At 70.6% G+C, this 16,193-nt stretch carries 8 protein-coding genes (1 of these 8 cut by a window edge); 3 read left to right on the top strand and 5 right to left on the bottom strand.

Annotation, left to right across the window (positions count from 1 at the left end):
* Positions 1-50: 50 nt before the first annotated feature.
* Positions 51-2,024, top strand: coding sequence for a 5-oxoprolinase/urea amidolyase family protein (locus ACFVW6_RS04305; RefSeq protein WP_378825585.1), 1,974 nt, complete (start codon positions 51-53; stop codon positions 2,022-2,024).
* Positions 2,025-2,031: 7 nt separating this feature from the next.
* On the opposite strand, the gene ACFVW6_RS04300 is transcribed toward ACFVW6_RS04305, so the two are convergent.
* Complete coding sequence (locus tag ACFVW6_RS04300) at positions 2,032-2,514, bottom strand: MarR family winged helix-turn-helix transcriptional regulator (RefSeq protein ID WP_378823742.1); 483 nt, start codon at positions 2,512-2,514, stop codon at positions 2,032-2,034.
* A 106-nt stretch (positions 2,515-2,620) separates the two neighbouring features.
* Here ACFVW6_RS04300 and ACFVW6_RS04295 point away from each other — a divergent pair, with 106 nt between their 5' ends.
* Complete coding sequence (locus tag ACFVW6_RS04295; protein ID WP_378823744.1) at positions 2,621-3,757, top strand: GDSL-type esterase/lipase family protein; 1,137 nt, start codon at positions 2,621-2,623, stop codon at positions 3,755-3,757.
* Positions 3,758-3,767: 10 nt separating this feature from the next.
* On the opposite strand, the gene ACFVW6_RS04290 is transcribed toward ACFVW6_RS04295, so the two are convergent.
* Positions 3,768-4,766, bottom strand: a complete 999-nt coding sequence (locus tag ACFVW6_RS04290) for an NAD(P)-dependent alcohol dehydrogenase (RefSeq protein WP_378823746.1) — start codon at positions 4,764-4,766, stop codon at positions 3,768-3,770.
* 92 nt (positions 4,767-4,858) lie between these two features.
* Between ACFVW6_RS04290 and ACFVW6_RS04285 the strand changes: the two genes are divergently transcribed.
* Positions 4,859-5,500, top strand: coding sequence for a TetR/AcrR family transcriptional regulator C-terminal domain-containing protein (locus ACFVW6_RS04285; RefSeq protein ID WP_378823748.1), 642 nt, complete (start codon positions 4,859-4,861; stop codon positions 5,498-5,500).
* A 41-nt stretch (positions 5,501-5,541) separates the two neighbouring features.
* On the opposite strand, the gene ACFVW6_RS04280 is transcribed toward ACFVW6_RS04285, so the two are convergent.
* The 3 genes from ACFVW6_RS04280 to ACFVW6_RS04270 form a co-directional block, all read right to left on the bottom strand.
* Positions 5,542-6,666 (bottom strand): ATP-grasp domain-containing protein, encoded by a 1,125-nt coding sequence (locus tag ACFVW6_RS04280; protein ID WP_387790713.1) that lies wholly within the window; start codon positions 6,664-6,666, stop codon positions 5,542-5,544.
* A gap of 92 nt (positions 6,667-6,758) precedes the next feature.
* Entirely contained in the window at positions 6,759-7,337 is a 579-nt protein-coding gene (locus ACFVW6_RS04275; RefSeq protein WP_378823751.1) for a Uma2 family endonuclease, read from the bottom strand.
* Positions 7,338-7,469: 132 nt separating this feature from the next.
* Positions 7,470-16,193, bottom strand: the final stretch of a protein-coding gene (locus ACFVW6_RS04270) for a non-ribosomal peptide synthase/polyketide synthase (protein WP_378823752.1). 34,953 nt of this gene lie beyond the right edge of the window; 8,724 of the gene's 43,677 nt are visible here — the last part of the coding sequence; its start codon lies off the right edge, out of view; its stop codon occupies positions 7,470-7,472.

The following is a 16,193-nucleotide window of genomic DNA, read 5'->3' as shown; positions in this document are numbered from 1 at the left end:
CCGTCGCGCAGCCCGCGGGCACTCGGTCCCTGCAGGTCCTCCGCCCCGGTATGCAAACGACCGTGCAGGACTGGCCGGGTCGAATCGGCTACTGGCACATCGGTGTTCCGCCGTCCGGCCCGATGGACGATCTGTCGTTCCGGCTCGGCAATCGGGTGCTCGGCAACGCGGAGGGCGCGGCGGGGCTCGAATGCACCCTCGGTGGGCCCGCGCTGCGCTTCAGCGAGTCGACGTGGGTGTGTGTCACCGGCGCGGTCGCCGACGTGCGGGTCGACGGACAGCCGGTCGAGCAGTGGCGCACCGTCGAGGTACCGGCGGGCGGCGTCCTCGACGTCGGCGCCATCCGCGGCCCCGGCATGCGCACCTACGTCCTGGTGGCCGGCGGTATCGAGGTCGAGCAATTCCTCGGCAGCGCCGCGACTTTCACCCTAGGTAAGTTCGGCGGCGGCACCGGCGCGGCGCTGCGCGCCGACGAGTCGCTGACGCTGGGCGCACCGGGGACCCGCCTCGCCCCGGCGGTCCCGATGGCCGACATCCCCGCCTTCGGGCACCGCTGGGAGCTGGCCGTCACCGAGGGACCGCACGGCGCGCCGGAGTTCTTCACCCGCGCCGACTTCGACACCATCATCGGCACCGACTACGAGGTGCACTTCAACTCCGACCGCACCGGCGTGCGCCTGATCGGCCCGAAGCCGGAGTGGGCCCGCACCGACGGCGGCGAGGCGGGCCTGCACCCGTCGAACATCCACGACAACGCCTACTCGATCGGCGCGCTCGACTTCACCGGCGACACCCCGATCCTGCTCGGCCCCGACGGCCCCAGCCTGGGCGGCTTCGTCTGCCCGGTGACGGTGGTCGCGGCCGATCGCTGGAAGCTCGGCCAGCTCACCCCGGGCGACAAGGTCCGCTTCGTCCCCGTTCGCGCCGAACACGCCGCCCCCGCAGGCGAACTCGGCGCGCGCCGCCGGGCGTCGTTCGGCACCGTCCTCTCGGCCGGGCGCGACGGCGACGACGGCATCCTGCGCCGCACCGCGGTCGACGACGAGACCGGCGTGACCTATCGCCGCCAGGGCGATGACGGCGTCCTGGTCGAATACGGCACGCTCACTTTGGATCTCGGCCTGCGCGCGCGGGTCCATGCCCTGCACCAGCACCTGATCGCGGCCGGACCGCGCGGGGTCGTCGAACTCACCCCGGGCATCCGCTCCCTGCAGATCCGGGTCGACCCGGCCGTCCTCCCGGTCGCCCGGCTGCTGGACCTGCTCGCCGAAGCCGAAGCGCAACTGCCGAATTCGGATCAGCTGGTCGTCCCGAGCCGCACCGTGCACCTCCCGCTCTCCTGGGACGATCCCGCCACCCGCGAGGCGATCACCCGCTACATGCACGGTGTCCGCGCCGACGCTCCGTGGTGCCCGTGGAACATCGAGTTCATCCGCCGCATGAACGGCCTGGACTCGGTGGACGATGTCTACCGCACCGTCTTCGACGCCGAATACCTGGTCCTCGGCCTGGGTGATGTCTACCTGGGTGCCCCGGTCGCCACGCCCACCGATCCCCGCCACCGGCTGGTCACGACCAAGTACAACCCCGCCCGCACCTGGACGCCCGAGAACGCGGTCGGCATCGGCGGCGCGTACCTGTGCATCTACGGCATGGAGGGACCCGGCGGCTACCAGTTCGTCGGCCGCACCACCCAGGTCTGGAACCATCGCGCCCGGCCCACCGGCACTGCCGGGCCCGGCGTCGATCGTTTCGCCACCGACCCCGAAACACCGTGGCTGCTCCGGTATTTCGACCGTATCCGCTGGCATCCGGTCGAGCCCGACGAGCTGCTCGACCTCCGTGCCGACTTCGCCGCGGGAAAGGTCGACGTCGCGACCGAGGACGGCGAGTTCCGCCTGGCCGACTACCGCGCCTTCCTGACCGAGAACGCCGCCGCCATCACCGATTTCCGCGCCGTGCAAGCCGACGCGTTCGCCGCCGAACGCCACTCCTGGCGCACCACCGGCGAACTCGCCGACTGACGCCGGCTCAGGTCCGGGGTGGCTGGTCGGCGATGGCCGTGGCCGAGGGGTTGGTGGCGTCGCGGATGATGCGCAGGCCGGTGACCAGCCCGTCGAGCTGGTCCGGCGTGAGCAGGCCGGTGAGCCAGGTCTCCAGCGCGTCGAGGTAGTCCGGGAGGACTTCTTCGAGACGGCTCGCCCCCGCCGAGGTCAGGACCGCGTAGGCACTGCGGCGGTCGGTGGGATCGAGTTGCCGTTCGACGAGGCCCGCCTTGGCCAGGCGGTCGACCAAGCGGGTGACGCCGCTGGTCGACAGCGCCGTCTGGGCGGCCAGGTCGGACATGCGCAGGCGGCGGTTCGGCGAGCGGCTCAACCGCATGAGGGCGTTGAGGTCGAGGCCGGAGACGCCGTGCGCGTTCCAGGTCGGTTCGACCTTCGCGATCACTCCGCTACCGGCCTCGAAGAGCAGGCCGGAGACGGTCAGCCGGGGGTCGTCGAACAGTTCGTGCATGCGACCACCCTAGCCGATGCTTGCCATGCGGATAGTTGACACGAGGAATACTTCGGGGTAAACCTATGTCTACGCAATATTCCTCGCAGCAACTAATGGAGTGGTCATGCAGCAGACGTGGGTCGCCGGATTCCGGTCGGGTGTCATCAGCCCGGACGAGCAGATCAAGCTCGCCGAATCGCGATCGTTCAGTGACGAGACGGTGCGGCAGGTGCTGCACATGGCGGGCGGCGGCGACGCGGTGCGGGTCCGCCTGACCAATCGGTACGGGTCGGCGCCGCTGGTGATCGGCGGCGCGCGCCTGGCCGCGCGCAAGGAGGGTTCGGCGATCACCGCCGACGTCGAGGTCCGCTTCGACGGCGCGCCGATCACGGTCATCGAGCCCGGCGCCGAGCTGGTGAGCGATCCGCTCGAACTGGCCGTCGCCGCGGGCGATGACTTGCTGCTCAGCCTGTACCTGCCCGGACCGACCGGCCCGGCCACGTTCTCCCACCAGCCCGGCGAGATCGCCTACCTCGCGGCGGGCGACCGCACCGCCGACGTGGAACTGCCCGGCGCGCAGGAGGTTCCGTTCCGGTTCTTCGTCACCGGTGTCGACGTGCTCACCTCGGCGCAGACCCCGGTCGCGGTGGCGTTCGGCGACTCCTGGTTCGAAGGTGTCGGCACCACGCTCAGCGCCAACCGCCGTTCCGTCGACGTCGTCAACGCGCGCCTGACCCGGGGCTGGGTGGTCAACAACGGCATCGCGGGCAATCGGCTCACCGCGCACGAGATCGGCGAATCCGGCTTGGCGCGCCTGGATTCCGACGCCATTCAGGTGCCCGGCGTCACCGACATCCTGGTGAACTTCGGCATCAACGACCTGATCCTCGGCGCGATGGGCGGCCAGCCCTCCGCCACCACCGCGCAGCTGATCGCCGGTTTCACCGAGCTCGCCGAGCGCGTGCACGCGGCCGGTCTGCGCCTGCACGTCGCCACCATCGGCCCCTACGCCGGCTGCGTCTTCCCCGGGATGCCACTGCTGGAAACCCAGCCGACCCGGCACGCCGTCAACGACTGGCTGCGAACCAGCGATCTCTTCGACTCGGTCTTCGACGTCGACCGCGCGGTGGCCGACCCGGAGCGGCCCGACTTCCTCCGCCCCGAGTTCGACAGTGGCGACGGCATGCACCTCAACGACGCGGGCGCCGCGGCCATGGCGCACACGCTCGACCTGTCCGCGCTGTTCACCACCGACGCCTGAGCGCCCGCTCTCACGGTGCGGTGAGGACGGTCTTCCCCGAGGCGTGCCCCCGCGCGAAGATCTCGACGGCGGCCGCCGCGTCCGACAGCGGCAGGCGGCGCTCGATCACCGGGCGCAGCGCTCCGTCGGCGGCCAGGCCGGCGAGATAGCGCAGGTCGGCCGCCGCGGGGCGCATGAGCAGCGCCTTCAGCGTTTGACGGACGAACAGGTCGGTCAGCACCACCTCGCCGAGCCGGCGCACGGGGCCGAACCAGTTGTCGCCGGGTGCGGCGGCGGAGGAGATGAACACGCCATCCGCCGTCAGCACCCGGCGGCATTCGCGGAGTCCGCGGTTGCCCGCCAGATCGAAGAGCACGTCGTACGGCACGTCCGTGTCGGTGAAATCCTCGGCGGTGTAATCGATCACGACATCCGCGCCGATGCCGCGCACCATCTCGAGGTGCCGGGTACTGCACACCGCGGTCACGTGCGCCCCGAGCGCCTTCGCGATCTGCACCGCGAAACTGCCCACCCCGCCGGACGCGCCGTTGATCAGAACCCGGTGTCCCGGTGCGACTTCGCCGATGTCGCGCAGACCCTGCAAGGCCGTCATGCCCGAATCCGGTATCGCCGCGGCCTCTTCCATACTCATCGCGGCGGGCACGGTGGCGATCGCATCGACATCGGCGGTCGCGTATTCGGCGAAGGCACCACTCGGCACGACACCGAAAACCCGGTCACCCACCTGGAATTCGGTGACCAGCTCACCGACTCCGACCACCTCGCCCGCGAGGTTCTGCCCGATCATCCGATGCTTGGGCCTGCGCAGCCCGAACCCGAGCCGCAGCAGATATGGGGTCCCGGTGAGCAGATGCAGGTCCCCGCTGCACAGCGAGGCCGCCCGCACCCGGACCACCACCTCGCGCGGACCCGCCGCCGGGCGCGGCACGCGCTCGGTCCGCAGCACCTCGCTCCCGCCGTACCGGGGAGCTACCCACGCGGTCATCGACGCTGTATCCACCTCGGTCATGCCGTCCCTCATTTCGCACTTACAGCGTAAGTCTGATGGTTCAGACGGTACGCTTACGCCGTAAGTGGGTCAAGGAATGAGTCAGGAGCCGCATGCCACGCACCCCGTTGACCAGGGAACGAGTCCTGCGCGCCGCGATCGGCCTCGCCGATCAGGAGGGCCTGGACGCACTGTCGATGCGCAAGCTCGCCAAGGCGGTCGGTGTGGAGGCGATGTCGCTGTACAACCACGTCGCCAACAAGGAGGACCTGCTCGACGGCATCGTCGACCTGGTGGTCGCCGAGATCTACGTCCCCCGCGCCGACGGCGACTGGCGGGCCGAGCTACGCCAACGCGCGACCTCGGCGCACGAGGTCCTGCTCCGGCACCGCTGGGCCACCGGCCTGCTCGGCTCCCGCGTCAATGTCGGCCCCGCCATGCTCCGCTACATCGACGCCACCCTGGCCTGCCTGATCACCGCGGGCTTCAGCTATGAGCAGGCCGACCGCGCGTGGAACGCCCTCGACAGCCACATCTACGGCTTCACCCTGCAAGCCATCAACTTCCCCCTCGACCCCAGCGAATACGCCTCGGCGGCACAGCGATTCCTACCCCTCATCCCCACCGAGACGCACCCTTACATGCATGCCCTGACCGCGCTCGTCATCGACGGAGCCCATTCCGGTATCGCCGATTTCACCTTCGGGCTCGATCTGCTCCTAGGTGGGCTGGAGCAGTTGCTCCGGCCCACCTAGGACGCCGGCGTTTCCGAACGCCGTGCGATCGGGTGGCTCGATCAGCCCGGAACCAGGTCGGCGCTCCGGCGAAGCCCGTCGGGTGCCTGATCCGCGTGGGGCGTGACCTCCATGACCGCTTCGGCGACGGCGAGGCAGGCGCCGAGGCGTGGCGGGCGCCGCAATCCGGTATCCCGCTCCAGGAGCAGCCGGACGGCGGCCCACGGGAGGTTGATGTCGGCGAAGGCGGTGTGGAACAGGCCCGCCGAGGGGCGGGGGTTGGCTTCGAGCAGGACGGGCTGTCCGGCCCGGTAGCGCAATTGCACGTTGGTCAGGTAGGCCAGTTCGAAGTGGCGGACCAGACGGCGGGCGATGTCGACGACCTCGGGGTCGTCCAGGAGCATGCGGAAGCGGCCCTGCTTGGCGCGCGGAATGCCCACCAGGAGTTCGCCTCCCGGAGCTGAGAGGCAGTCGATGCTGATCTCCGGGTCCTCGAGGAACGGCATGACGAGCAGCGGGGGCACGGATTCGCCCTCCTCCGCCGCGCGCCGCAACGCACCCGCCACCGCCTCGACCGAGGCGACGGGGCGCGGCGCCACTCGCAAGCTGGCCAGGGTCAGCGGGCGGTCGTCGAGAATGCGGAAGCCGAACGCCGAGTACTCGCCGCTGGGCTTGATGCACAGCGTTTCCCCGCCGCGCGAGAGCTCGTCGACGGCGGCGTAGAACTCGTCGGCGTCGGTGGCCTCCCGCCACGGTGGCACGGGAATGCCCGCCGCCCCGGCACTCTCGTAGGTGCGGACCTTGCTGGTCAGCGCCCGCACCGCCGCGGGCGGCGAACACATGAGACTCGTGCCGATCGCGGCGAAGTCCGCGGCCCGGCCCGCGAGCGCGTCCAGGCGCCGGGGCGGGATGAGGACATCGATCCGGTGCGTCCGACAGAAGTCGAGCGCGAACTGCGCGTATTCCTCGTTGCCGACATACCGAGGTTCGATCGCCGATACATCGCACACCGAGAGAGCAGCCGCACTCGGATCCACATTGCTGGCATAGACGGTGACATCCACACCGTCGGGGTTCTCGCGCAGTAACCGCATCACTTGAACAGTCGCCGCGCCCGCACTGCTCAGCCAAATCCGAAGCGTTATGGCAACCGCTCCCTTCCCGTTCCCGTAGCGAACCCGGACCATATCCCGGTTCCGCGTCGCGAGCATTTCGGAACGAAAGACAGCACGTCACGCCCCGGATATCACGGGGGTGGGAGCGAACAGATCAGCGGACGCTAGCGCGGGAGCAGCGCACCAGGGTCGAACGTGACCTCGAACGGTGCGCGCAGTGTCACTGGGCTACCCGCCGACGCGCGATGAGTCGGCACATACTCACCCTCGGCTCCCAGCGTGTAGGCGAAGAGGACCGGAAGGGCCTCGCCGGGAAGCTGACCTTTGAACGGGTTGATCTCGAATCGCCAGTAATGCTCGATCCCCGCCGAGGCATAGATCACCGGCTTCACCATGCGGTCGGGGAACGTCGTCGACTTCGATACCACCTCGACGGCGACCCGGACCTGCGCTGCCGGTACGCCTCGACCATCCATATCGATGGGACGGTCGGCAATCACCAGGTCGGGAATGGGCTCGTCGGAGCCGATCAGCACGCCGGTACCGAGCAGGGTGATCATCTCGGCCGGGACGACCGGCTGCAATGCCAGAAACAGCGACTGGATCAACCACTGGTGCTTGGGTTTGGGCGCCGCGTTCACGACGAGCTGGCCATTCAACACCTCGTATCGCAGTCCGTCATCGGGCATCTGGTCGAGATCCGCGGCAGTCCAGTGATCGGAGTGGGGCAGTGGCATCGCCATCCGAACACCTCCGATTCGCCGAATCACAGCACGCCGCTCGTGCCGAACGATTCGAGTCTAGCGGCTACCGGACCGACGTAGCGCGGTGCTGCTCGCCTACCAGGGGAAACAGGGTAGGCGAGCAGCGTGGGGCTACTCGGCGACGATTACCGTGATGTCGCCGTCGGCCGCGTCGGTCGGGTCGCCGGGGGCGACGAACCAGTGGGTGACCTCGCCGTCGGTCAGGTCGTCGGCGACCGGGCCGTCGGGGAGGACCGACAGGGCGCCCGCGGTGGCGGAGACCAGGAATTCCTGGACGGCCGCCGGGCCGGAGGCGTGGGTGGTGAAGGTGGTGCCTTCGTAGTCGACGCCGTGGGTGTCGCGCAGGGACTCGGCGAGGGCGAGCGCGGCGCTCTGGGTGAGCGTCGAGGTCGCACCGGCCGCGGCCAGGACGAAGGCGGGGTGGTCCTCCGACAGCGGGCGGACCCGGTCGGCGTAGGAGACGGGATGCGCCGCGGCGGCGGCGATCTCGGCTTCCACGTCGGGCAGGATCAGCCAGTCGCCCGCGACGCCGGCGACGGGGGCGTCGCTGATGCCGTACGCCGCACCGGTCGCGGCGATCTCGACGCCGGACAGCTCGCCGGCGAACAGGACCGCGGCCCCGGCCTTCTGGATGGCCCAGGCGGCGAGGACGGAATCCACGCTGCGCGGCAGCGAGATCGCGACGATGTCGCCGGGGCCCGCACCGCGCGCGATGAGCACGCGGGCCAGCTGCGAGGACTTGCGATCCAGTGCGCTGTAGGCGATCTCGCTGTCGCCGCGGAGCAGGGCGGGGGCCTGCGGGTCCGCTTCGACGACCTCGGCGAGCACCTTGGCGACCGTCTGCGCGCCGACACCGGCCGTGCCGACCGGGGCCGAGACCGCCGCGGTCACACCGGATTCGGCGAGCAGCTGGGCACGTTCACCCGCGTCGAGGATGTCGATGTCGCCGACCAGGCCGGTCGGGTTGTCGAGCAGCTCGTCGAGGACCCGCAGCAGTCGCGCGGACAGCGTGCGGACCTCGTCCTCGGTGTAGGTGCTGCGCAGGTAGCGCATGGTGATCTCGATGGTGGCCTCGGCCATCACCACCAGCGTGAGCGGGTAGTGGGTGGCGTCGTCGAGGCCGACACCGGTGACCTGCATGCCGTCGATCGAGCTCGCCGCGGTGACGGCGTCCTTGTCCATCGGGTACGACTCGAACACCAGCAGCGTGTCGAACGCGGCACCGGCGCCGGCCACCCGCTGGATGTCGGACAGGCCGACGTAGTGGTGGCTGAGCAGGTCGGCCTGCTCGGCCTGCACCCGCTTGGTCAGCTCCTCCGCGCTGATCCGGTCGTCGATCTGGATCCGCACCGGCAGGGTGTTGATGAACAGGCCGACCATCGACTCGACGCCGGGCAGCTCGGCCGGGCGGCCGGACACGGTCGCGCCGAACACCACGTCGTCACGCCCGGTGAGGCGGCCGACGACGATGCCCCACGCGGTCTGCAGCAGCGTGTTCACGGTGACGCCGAGTTCACCGGCGAACTTGCCGAGCGCCCTGGTGCGGTCGGCGTCGATCTCGACGATGACCTTGCCCAGCTCGTAGCGCTCCTCGGTGCGCGGCGCGGGCGCCAGCTGGGTGGGGCCCTCGACCCCGGCCAGCGCCTCGGCCCAGACCCGCAGCGACACGTCGCGATCCCAGCCCGAGAGGAAGGACAGGAAGTTGCGGTAGGAGGCCACCCGCGGGAGCGCGGTGAGGTCACCGTGCACCGCGTAGAGAACCAGCAGGTCGCGCATGAGCAGCGGCATGGACCAGCCGTCGATCAGGATGTGGTGCACCGTGATCGCCAGGTGGGACGTGCCCTCGTCGGTCTTGTACAGGCCGAAGCGGATCAGCGGGGCCGTCGCCATGTCGAACTGGTTGGCCCGGTCGGCGACCAGCAGCTGCTGCATGCGCGGCAGGCGCTCGGCTTCCGGCAGGTCGGTCAGGTCGACCTCGCGCCACGGGACCTCGAGCTCCGACATCACGACCTGCACCGGCTGACCGGCCGAGTCGGTGACGAACGCGGTCCGCAGGTTCGGGTACCGGTCGAGCACGGCCTGGGCCGCGCGCCGCAGCCGCTCGGTGTCGAGCGTGCCGGTCAGGTCGAGGACGGCCTGCACGGTGTAGACGTCGACGGTCGCCGAGCTGAGCATGGCGTGGAACATCAGGCCCGCCTGCAGCGGCGAAAGCGGCCAGATCTCCGACAGCGCCGGGTAGTCGCCTTCCCACAGCTCGATATCGGACTGCTCCACCCGCACCAGCGGCATGTCGGACGGGGTGAAACCGCCCGCGTCGGCGCGCTGCGCGTGGGTGGCCAGCGCGGTGAGCGCGGCCACGAACAGGTCGGCGAACTCCTGGGCCTGGGCGGCGGTGAGCAGCCCGGTCGGGAACGCGATGTTCGCGCCCAGCTGCGGGCCCTCGTCGCCGTCGTTGACGATGGCGTTGATGTCCAGCGTCGCGTTGGCGGGCATGTCCAGGTCCATCTCGGCGTCGAGCTGGCCCAGGTCGGCCACCGGCACCCAGCCGAGCTCGGCGAGCTCGGCGGGGATCTCGCCCGCCGTCGCGCGACCGAGGTAGTTGAAGCTGATCTGGCCGACGGACGGCAGATCGGCACCCTCGGTGGTCAGATACTTCAGCATGCCGTAGCCGATGCCCTTGTCGGGCACGGCCAGCATCTGCTCCTTGACCGACTTGATCACCTCGCCGAGCACGGCGCCGCCGGCGAAGGCGTCGTCGAGATCGGCACCGGCCAGATCCAGGCGGACCGGGAACGCGGTGGTGAACCAGCCGACGGTGCGCGACAGGTCGGCACCGGCGACGATCTCCTCCTGGCGGCCGTGGCCCTCCAGCTTGATCAGCGCCGCGGTACCGGATTCGTCACCGCGCCAACGCGATACGGCCAGCGCGAGTGCGGTGAGCAGACCGTCGTTGACACCGCCGTGGTAGAGGCCCGGGATCGCGGTGAGCACCGCATCCGTGACCTCCGGCGACAGGGTGACCTGCACCCGGTCGACGGTGGCGAAGGTGTCGACCCGCGGATCGAACGCCCGCGCGCCCAGGCGCGGATCGGCCGTGGCCGAGACCTCGCGCCAGAACGGCAGTTCCGCGCGGCGATCGGTCGACTGCTCGACCAGGCTGTGCGCCCAGCGCCGCATGGAGGTGCCGTTGGCAGGCAGCGCGACCGGCTGACCGGCCGCGATCTGGCCCCAGGCCATGCCGAGGTCCGGGATCAGGATGCGCCAGGAGACACCGTCGATCACGAAGTGGTGGCCGACGATGAGCAGCGCGTCGCGACGGCGCGGGCCGTCGGGGTTCTCGCCGAAGGCGAACCAGACGAACTGCACCATGGCGGCGTTCGCCGGATCGAGTCGGCCCATGGCCTCGTCGTATTCGACCGAAGCCTGCTTGGACAGCTGCTCGTCGGTGATCTCACCGGCCACCTCGACGCGCCGCACCAGCGCGGCCACGTCGACCTCGCCGGGCGCCAATGCCTCGAAGACCCAGCCCTTCTCGGCATCCTCGGCCACCCGCGAACGCAGCACGTCGTGGTGGTCGAAGACCGCGCCGATGGTGGCGTGCAGGACCTCGTCGGTGAGGTTCTCCGGCAGGCGCAGCACCATCGACTGGGAGAACCGGTCGTAGGTGGAGCCGCTGCTCAGGATCTGGCGCATGATCGGCAGCATCGGGATGTCACCGACACCGCCGCCCGGCAGCTCCTCGAGCACGATCTGGTCGGCGTCGCCCGCGAGCACGGCGATCTCGGCCAGCCCGGCCACGCTGCGCTTCTCGAACACGTCGCGCGGCTTGAACAGCACGCCGCGGTCCTTGGCCCGCGAGACCAGCTGGATGGACAGGATCGAGTCACCGCCGAGGGCGAAGAACGAGTCGTCCAGGCCGACGGCGTCGACGCCGAGCACCTCGGCGAAGACGGTGGCGATGATCGCCTCGACCTCGCTGGTCGGCGTGCGGAACTCGCGCGGGGCGAGCACCGGCTCGGGCAGCGCGCGACGATCCAGCTTGCCCGCGGGGGTCAGCGGGATCTCGTCGAGCACCATGACGGCGGCGGGCACCATGTGCGCGGGCAGCTGCTGCGCCGCGTACTCGACCAGCTCGGCCGGGTCGGCGGCCGCGCCGGGGGTCGCCCGGACGTAGGACACCAGGATGGTGGCGCCCGCGTCGGTGGTGCGGCCGATGGTGGCGGCGAACTCGACGTCGTCGTGCGCGGTGAGGACCGCGTCGATCTCGCCCAGTTCGATGCGGAAACCGCGGATCTTCACCTGGAAGTCGTTGCGGCCCACGTACTCCACGACGGACTTGCCGTTGACGGTGCGCCAGGCGACGACGTCACCGGTGCGGTACAGCCGCTCGCCCTCGGCGTACGGGCTGGCCACGAAACGCTCGGCGGTGAGGCCGGGGCGCGCGTGGTAGCCGCGGGCCAGGGCGACGCCGCCCAGGTACAGCTCACCGGCCACGCCCTCGGGGACGGGGCGCAGGCGGTTGTCGAGCACGAACACGGTGGCGCCCGCGATCGGGCCACCGATGTTCATGGTGTCGCCGGGCAGCAGCGGGTCGGACAGGTTGGTCGCGATGGTCGCCTCGGTCGGACCGTAGGCGTTGTAGAACCGGTGGTGCGCCGGGTCGGTGCCCGCGCTGTGCCAGTTCGCCACCAGGTCGACGGGGGCCTTGTCGCCACCGACGATCAGCGCTTCCAGTCCGGCCAGCGCCGCGGGTTCCATCGACGCCGCGACCAGCGGGGTGAGGAACACGTGGGTCAGCCGCTCGCCCACGATGATCTCGGCCAGCTCCTCGCCGCCGACCACGCCGACCGGCGTGATCACGAGGGTGCCCGCCGAGCCGACCGCGAGCAGGAATTCGAGGATCGACGCGTCGAACGAGGGCGACGCGAACGCCAGTGTGCGCGCGTCCTTGTCGAGCCCGAACTGCGCCACCTGGGCGGCGGCGAAGTTGGCCACACCGGTGTGGCCGACGACGACGCCCTTGGGCAGGCCGGTCGAGCCCGAGGTGTAGATCATGTAGGCCGTGCTGCCGGACCGGACGGCACCGTGGCGGTCCGCGTCGGTGATCGGCGCCGCGGACTGCGCGGCGAGCTCGGTGTGCAGCGCCGCGTCGTCGAGGACCAGCCAATCGCCCAGTGCGGGCGCGGGCAGGTGATCGACCTCGGACGACACCGTGATGCCCAGTGCCGCACCCGAATCCGACATCATGTGCGCGATGCGCTCGGCCGGGTACTTCGGGTCGACCGGCAGGAACGCCGCGCCCGACTTGACCACGGCCCAGATGGCCAGGGTCGTCTCGAGCGAGCGCTGCATGGCGATGGCGACGACCGTCTCCGGTGCGGCACCGCGCTCGATGAGCACCCGCGCCAGGCGCGAGGAGGCCGCGTCCAGCTCGGCGTAGGTCAGCGAGCGAAGGTCGCCCGGCTCCGTCGCGAGGAGTGCGCCGAGCAGTCCGGTGTCGGCCGCTGCGCCGGGGGCGACGATGGCCTGACCGGTCGGGTTGACCGCCACGGCCTGGGCGAGCAGCTCGGGCAGCGTGCTCGTCGACGCGGCGGGGCCGCCGGTGCGAGTGAGCAGTTCGGTGCGCTCGACCGTGTCGAGGATTTCGAGATCGCCGACCGGGGTCGTGGTGTCGGCGACGACCTCGGCGAGCAGGCGCTGGAAGCGCTGCGCGAACGTCTCGACCGTCGACTGATCGAACAGGTCACTGGCATACGAGAACTCGGCGTAGGCGCCCGCCGCGTCGCCGGCCTGCGCCTCACGCACGGTGAGCAGCAGGTCGAACTTGGCGGTGTCGACGTCGAAGTCCACGGCCGAGACCGACAGGCCCGGCAGTTCGAAGCCGGCGTCGGGCAGGTTCTCGAACGACAGCGCCACCTGGAACAGCGGGTGCCGCGCGGTGGAGCGCTCGGGGTTGAGCAGTTCCACCAGGCGCTCGAACGGGATGTCGGCGTGCGCGAACGCGGCCAGGTCGGCTTCCTTGGCCTGGGTCAGCAGCTCGCGGAAGGTGAGCTGTGCGCCGACCTGGGTGCGCAGGGCCAGGGTATTGACGAACATGCCGATGACGTCGTCGAGTTCGGCCTCGCCACGACCGGCGATCGGGGTGCCGATGACGATGTCCTCGGTGCCCGACATGCGCGCCAGGAACACCGCGAGGGCGGTGTGCACGACCATGAACAGCGTCGCGTTCTGCTCGCGGGCGATGGCCGAGAGCCCGGCGTGGATCTCGGTGTCGATCGGGAACAGCACCCGGCCACCGGCGAAGGACTGCGTGCTCGGACGCGGCCGGTCCAGCGGCAGGTTCAGCTCGTCGGGGACGCCGGCGAGCGCGCGCTTCCAGTAGTCGGCCTGCTGGGAGATCAGGCTGGTCTCGTCGGCTTCGGAGCCGAGCACCTCGCGCTGCCAGACGCTGAAGTCGGCGTACTGCACCGGCAGCGGCGCCCAGCCCGGACGCTCACCGGTGGCGCGGGCGGCGTAGGCCACCATGACGTCGCGGGTCAGCGGGGCCATCGACCAGCCGTCGGCGCTGATGTGGTGGGCGACGAAGACGAGCACGTATTCCTCGGCTGCGATGCGTCCGGCGGGCCCGGAGGCGGTAGCGGAGCGTGACCACGCAGGGCCCTCGGGCGCATCGCCATCGGATACAGCGACGCGCATGAGCTTCGCGCGCAGCGGGACTTCGTCGAGCACGTCGAAGCCGGTGGAGATCAGCGCGGCGATCTTGTCGCGGACCTGTTCGGGGGCAACGGTTTCCGGCGTCAGATCCGGGACATTGCCCTCGACCGGCAGGATCACCTGGTGCGGGGTGCCGTCGGTCGACGGGTACACCGTGCGCAGGGTCTCGTGCCTGGCCAGCACGTCGGCGACCGCGAGCTGCAGCGCCTCGACGTCCAGCGCGCCCGTCAGGCGGACGGCGACCGGGATGTTGTTCACCGCGGAGCTGGTGTCGAACTGGTTCAGGAACCACATGCGCTGCTGCGCGAGCGACAGCGGCACCTGTGCCGGACGCGGCCCGGCGACCAGCGCGCGCCGCCCACCGGCGCCCGCGCCCTGCTCCACCTTCACCGCGAGACCGGCGACGGTCGACGCCTCGAACAGCAGGCGCACGGGCACCCGGCTGTCCAGGGCTGCGCCGAGGCGGGCCGCGACCTGGGTGGCCAGCAGCGAGTTGCCGCCGAGGGCGAAGAAGTCGTCGTCGGCGCCGACGCGCTCGGCGCCGAGCACGTCCGCGAACACGCCCGCCACGATCTCCTCGATCGGGGTGGACGGCGCGCGGAACGCCTGGGCCTCGAACTCCGGCTCCGGCAGCGCCTTGCGATCGAGCTTGCCGTTGACATTGAGCGGCAGCGCGTCCAGCACGACGAACGCGGCGGGCACCATGTACGACGGCAGGCCGGCGGCCAGCGTCGACTTCACCTGCGCCACATCCACATCCGTACCGACCAGGTACGCCACCAGGCGGTCGCCGGTGCGCGGGTCGGACTTCGCGATGACGGCGGCCTGCGCGATCTGCGGCAGCGCCAGCAGCGCGGCCTCGATCTCGCCGAGCTCGATGCGGAAGCCGCGGATCTTCACCTGGAAGTCGGTGCGGCCGCGGTAGTCGAGCTCACCGTTGTGCCAGGCCACCAGGTCACCGGTGCGGTACATGCGGGTACCGGGGGTGAACGGGTTGGCCACGAAACGGTCGGCGGTCAGGTCGGGGCGGCCGAAGTAGCCGCGCGCCAGCTGCGCGCCTGCGAGGTACAGCTCACCCGCGACGCCGTCCGGCACCGGACGCAGTCGCGCGTCGAGCACGTACACCTGGCTGTTCCACTCGGGCCCACCGATGGAGACCGAACCCTGGTCGGCGGCGTTCACCCGATGCGAGGTGATCGAGACCGCGGCCTCGGTGGGGCCGTACAGGTTGAACAGTTCGGTGCGCGGGAACGCGGTCCGGACCCGCTGCGCGAGCGAACCCGGCAGCGCCTCACCGATGGCGAGAATCCGCCACAGCGAATCCGGCATGCCGGCGGCCAGCAGCGCGTCGAGCATCGACGGCACCACGTGCAGCGTGGTGACCCACTCGTTCGACATCAGCTCGTTCAGGTACGCCGGATCGCGATGGCCGTCGGCCGCGGCGATCACCAGGCGGCCACCGCAGACGGCGGCCGACCAGAACTCCCAGACCGAGAGGTCGAAGGTCGCGGCGGTCTTGAGCAGCACCGCGTCGGCGGCGTCCATGCCGAACTCGATCAGCTTCCACTGCAGCTGGTTGGCGATGGCGCCGTGCGGCACCGCGACACCCTTCGGGCGACCGGTCGAACCGGACGTGAAGATGACGTACGCGGTGTGCTCAGGACGCAGCGGCTCGGTGCGCTCCGCGTCGGACACCGGTGCGGCGCCGACGTTTTCGAGATCGAGTTCGTCGATGCGCACCAGCGGCGCGACCGCGGTGTCGAACTCGGCATCGGCGTTGGTCAGCACGCAGACCGGTGCCGCCGTCTCGAGGATGTAGTTCGTGCGCTCGGCCGCCTGATCGGGGTCGACCGGCACGTAGGCGCCACCGGACTTGGCGACGGCGTACATGGCGACGATCAGATCCACGGAGCGGCGCAGTGCCAGCGCGACGCGGGCCTCCGGGCCGACGCCGAGCGAGATCAGGTGCCGCGCCAGGCGATTCACCTTGGCATCGAGTTCGGCGTAGGTCAGCTGGGTGCCGTCGTCGGTGACCAGGGCGGTCGCCTTCGGGTCGGCCGCCACGGTCGCGTCGAGCAGCGAGACCAGGGTGGCCTCGGTGTCGACCCGGTAGCCGGTGGC

Source organism: Nocardia sp. NPDC058244, from assembly GCF_042882065.1.
Lineage (GTDB): Bacteria > Actinomycetota > Actinomycetes > Mycobacteriales > Mycobacteriaceae > Nocardia.
The sequence above is the reverse complement of the archived record's forward strand: the minus strand, read 5'-3'. Positions and strand labels throughout refer to the sequence as shown.

Coding starts and splice junctions, on each gene's coding strand:
- ACFVW6_RS04305 (WP_378825585.1), top strand. CDS start 51: ATGCAAACGACCGTGCAGGACTGGCCGGGTCGAATCGGCTACTGGCAC.
- ACFVW6_RS04300 (WP_378823742.1), bottom strand. CDS start 2,514: ATGCACGAACTGTTCGACGACCCCCGGCTGACCGTCTCCGGCCTGCTC.
- ACFVW6_RS04295 (WP_378823744.1), top strand. CDS start 2,621: ATGCAGCAGACGTGGGTCGCCGGATTCCGGTCGGGTGTCATCAGCCCG.
- ACFVW6_RS04290 (WP_378823746.1), bottom strand. CDS start 4,766: ATGACCGAGGTGGATACAGCGTCGATGACCGCGTGGGTAGCTCCCCGG.
- ACFVW6_RS04285 (WP_378823748.1), top strand. CDS start 4,859: ATGCCACGCACCCCGTTGACCAGGGAACGAGTCCTGCGCGCCGCGATC.
- ACFVW6_RS04280 (WP_387790713.1), bottom strand. CDS start 6,666: ATGGTCCGGGTTCGCTACGGGAACGGGAAGGGAGCGGTTGCCATAACG.
- ACFVW6_RS04275 (WP_378823751.1), bottom strand. CDS start 7,337: ATGGCGATGCCACTGCCCCACTCCGATCACTGGACTGCCGCGGATCTC.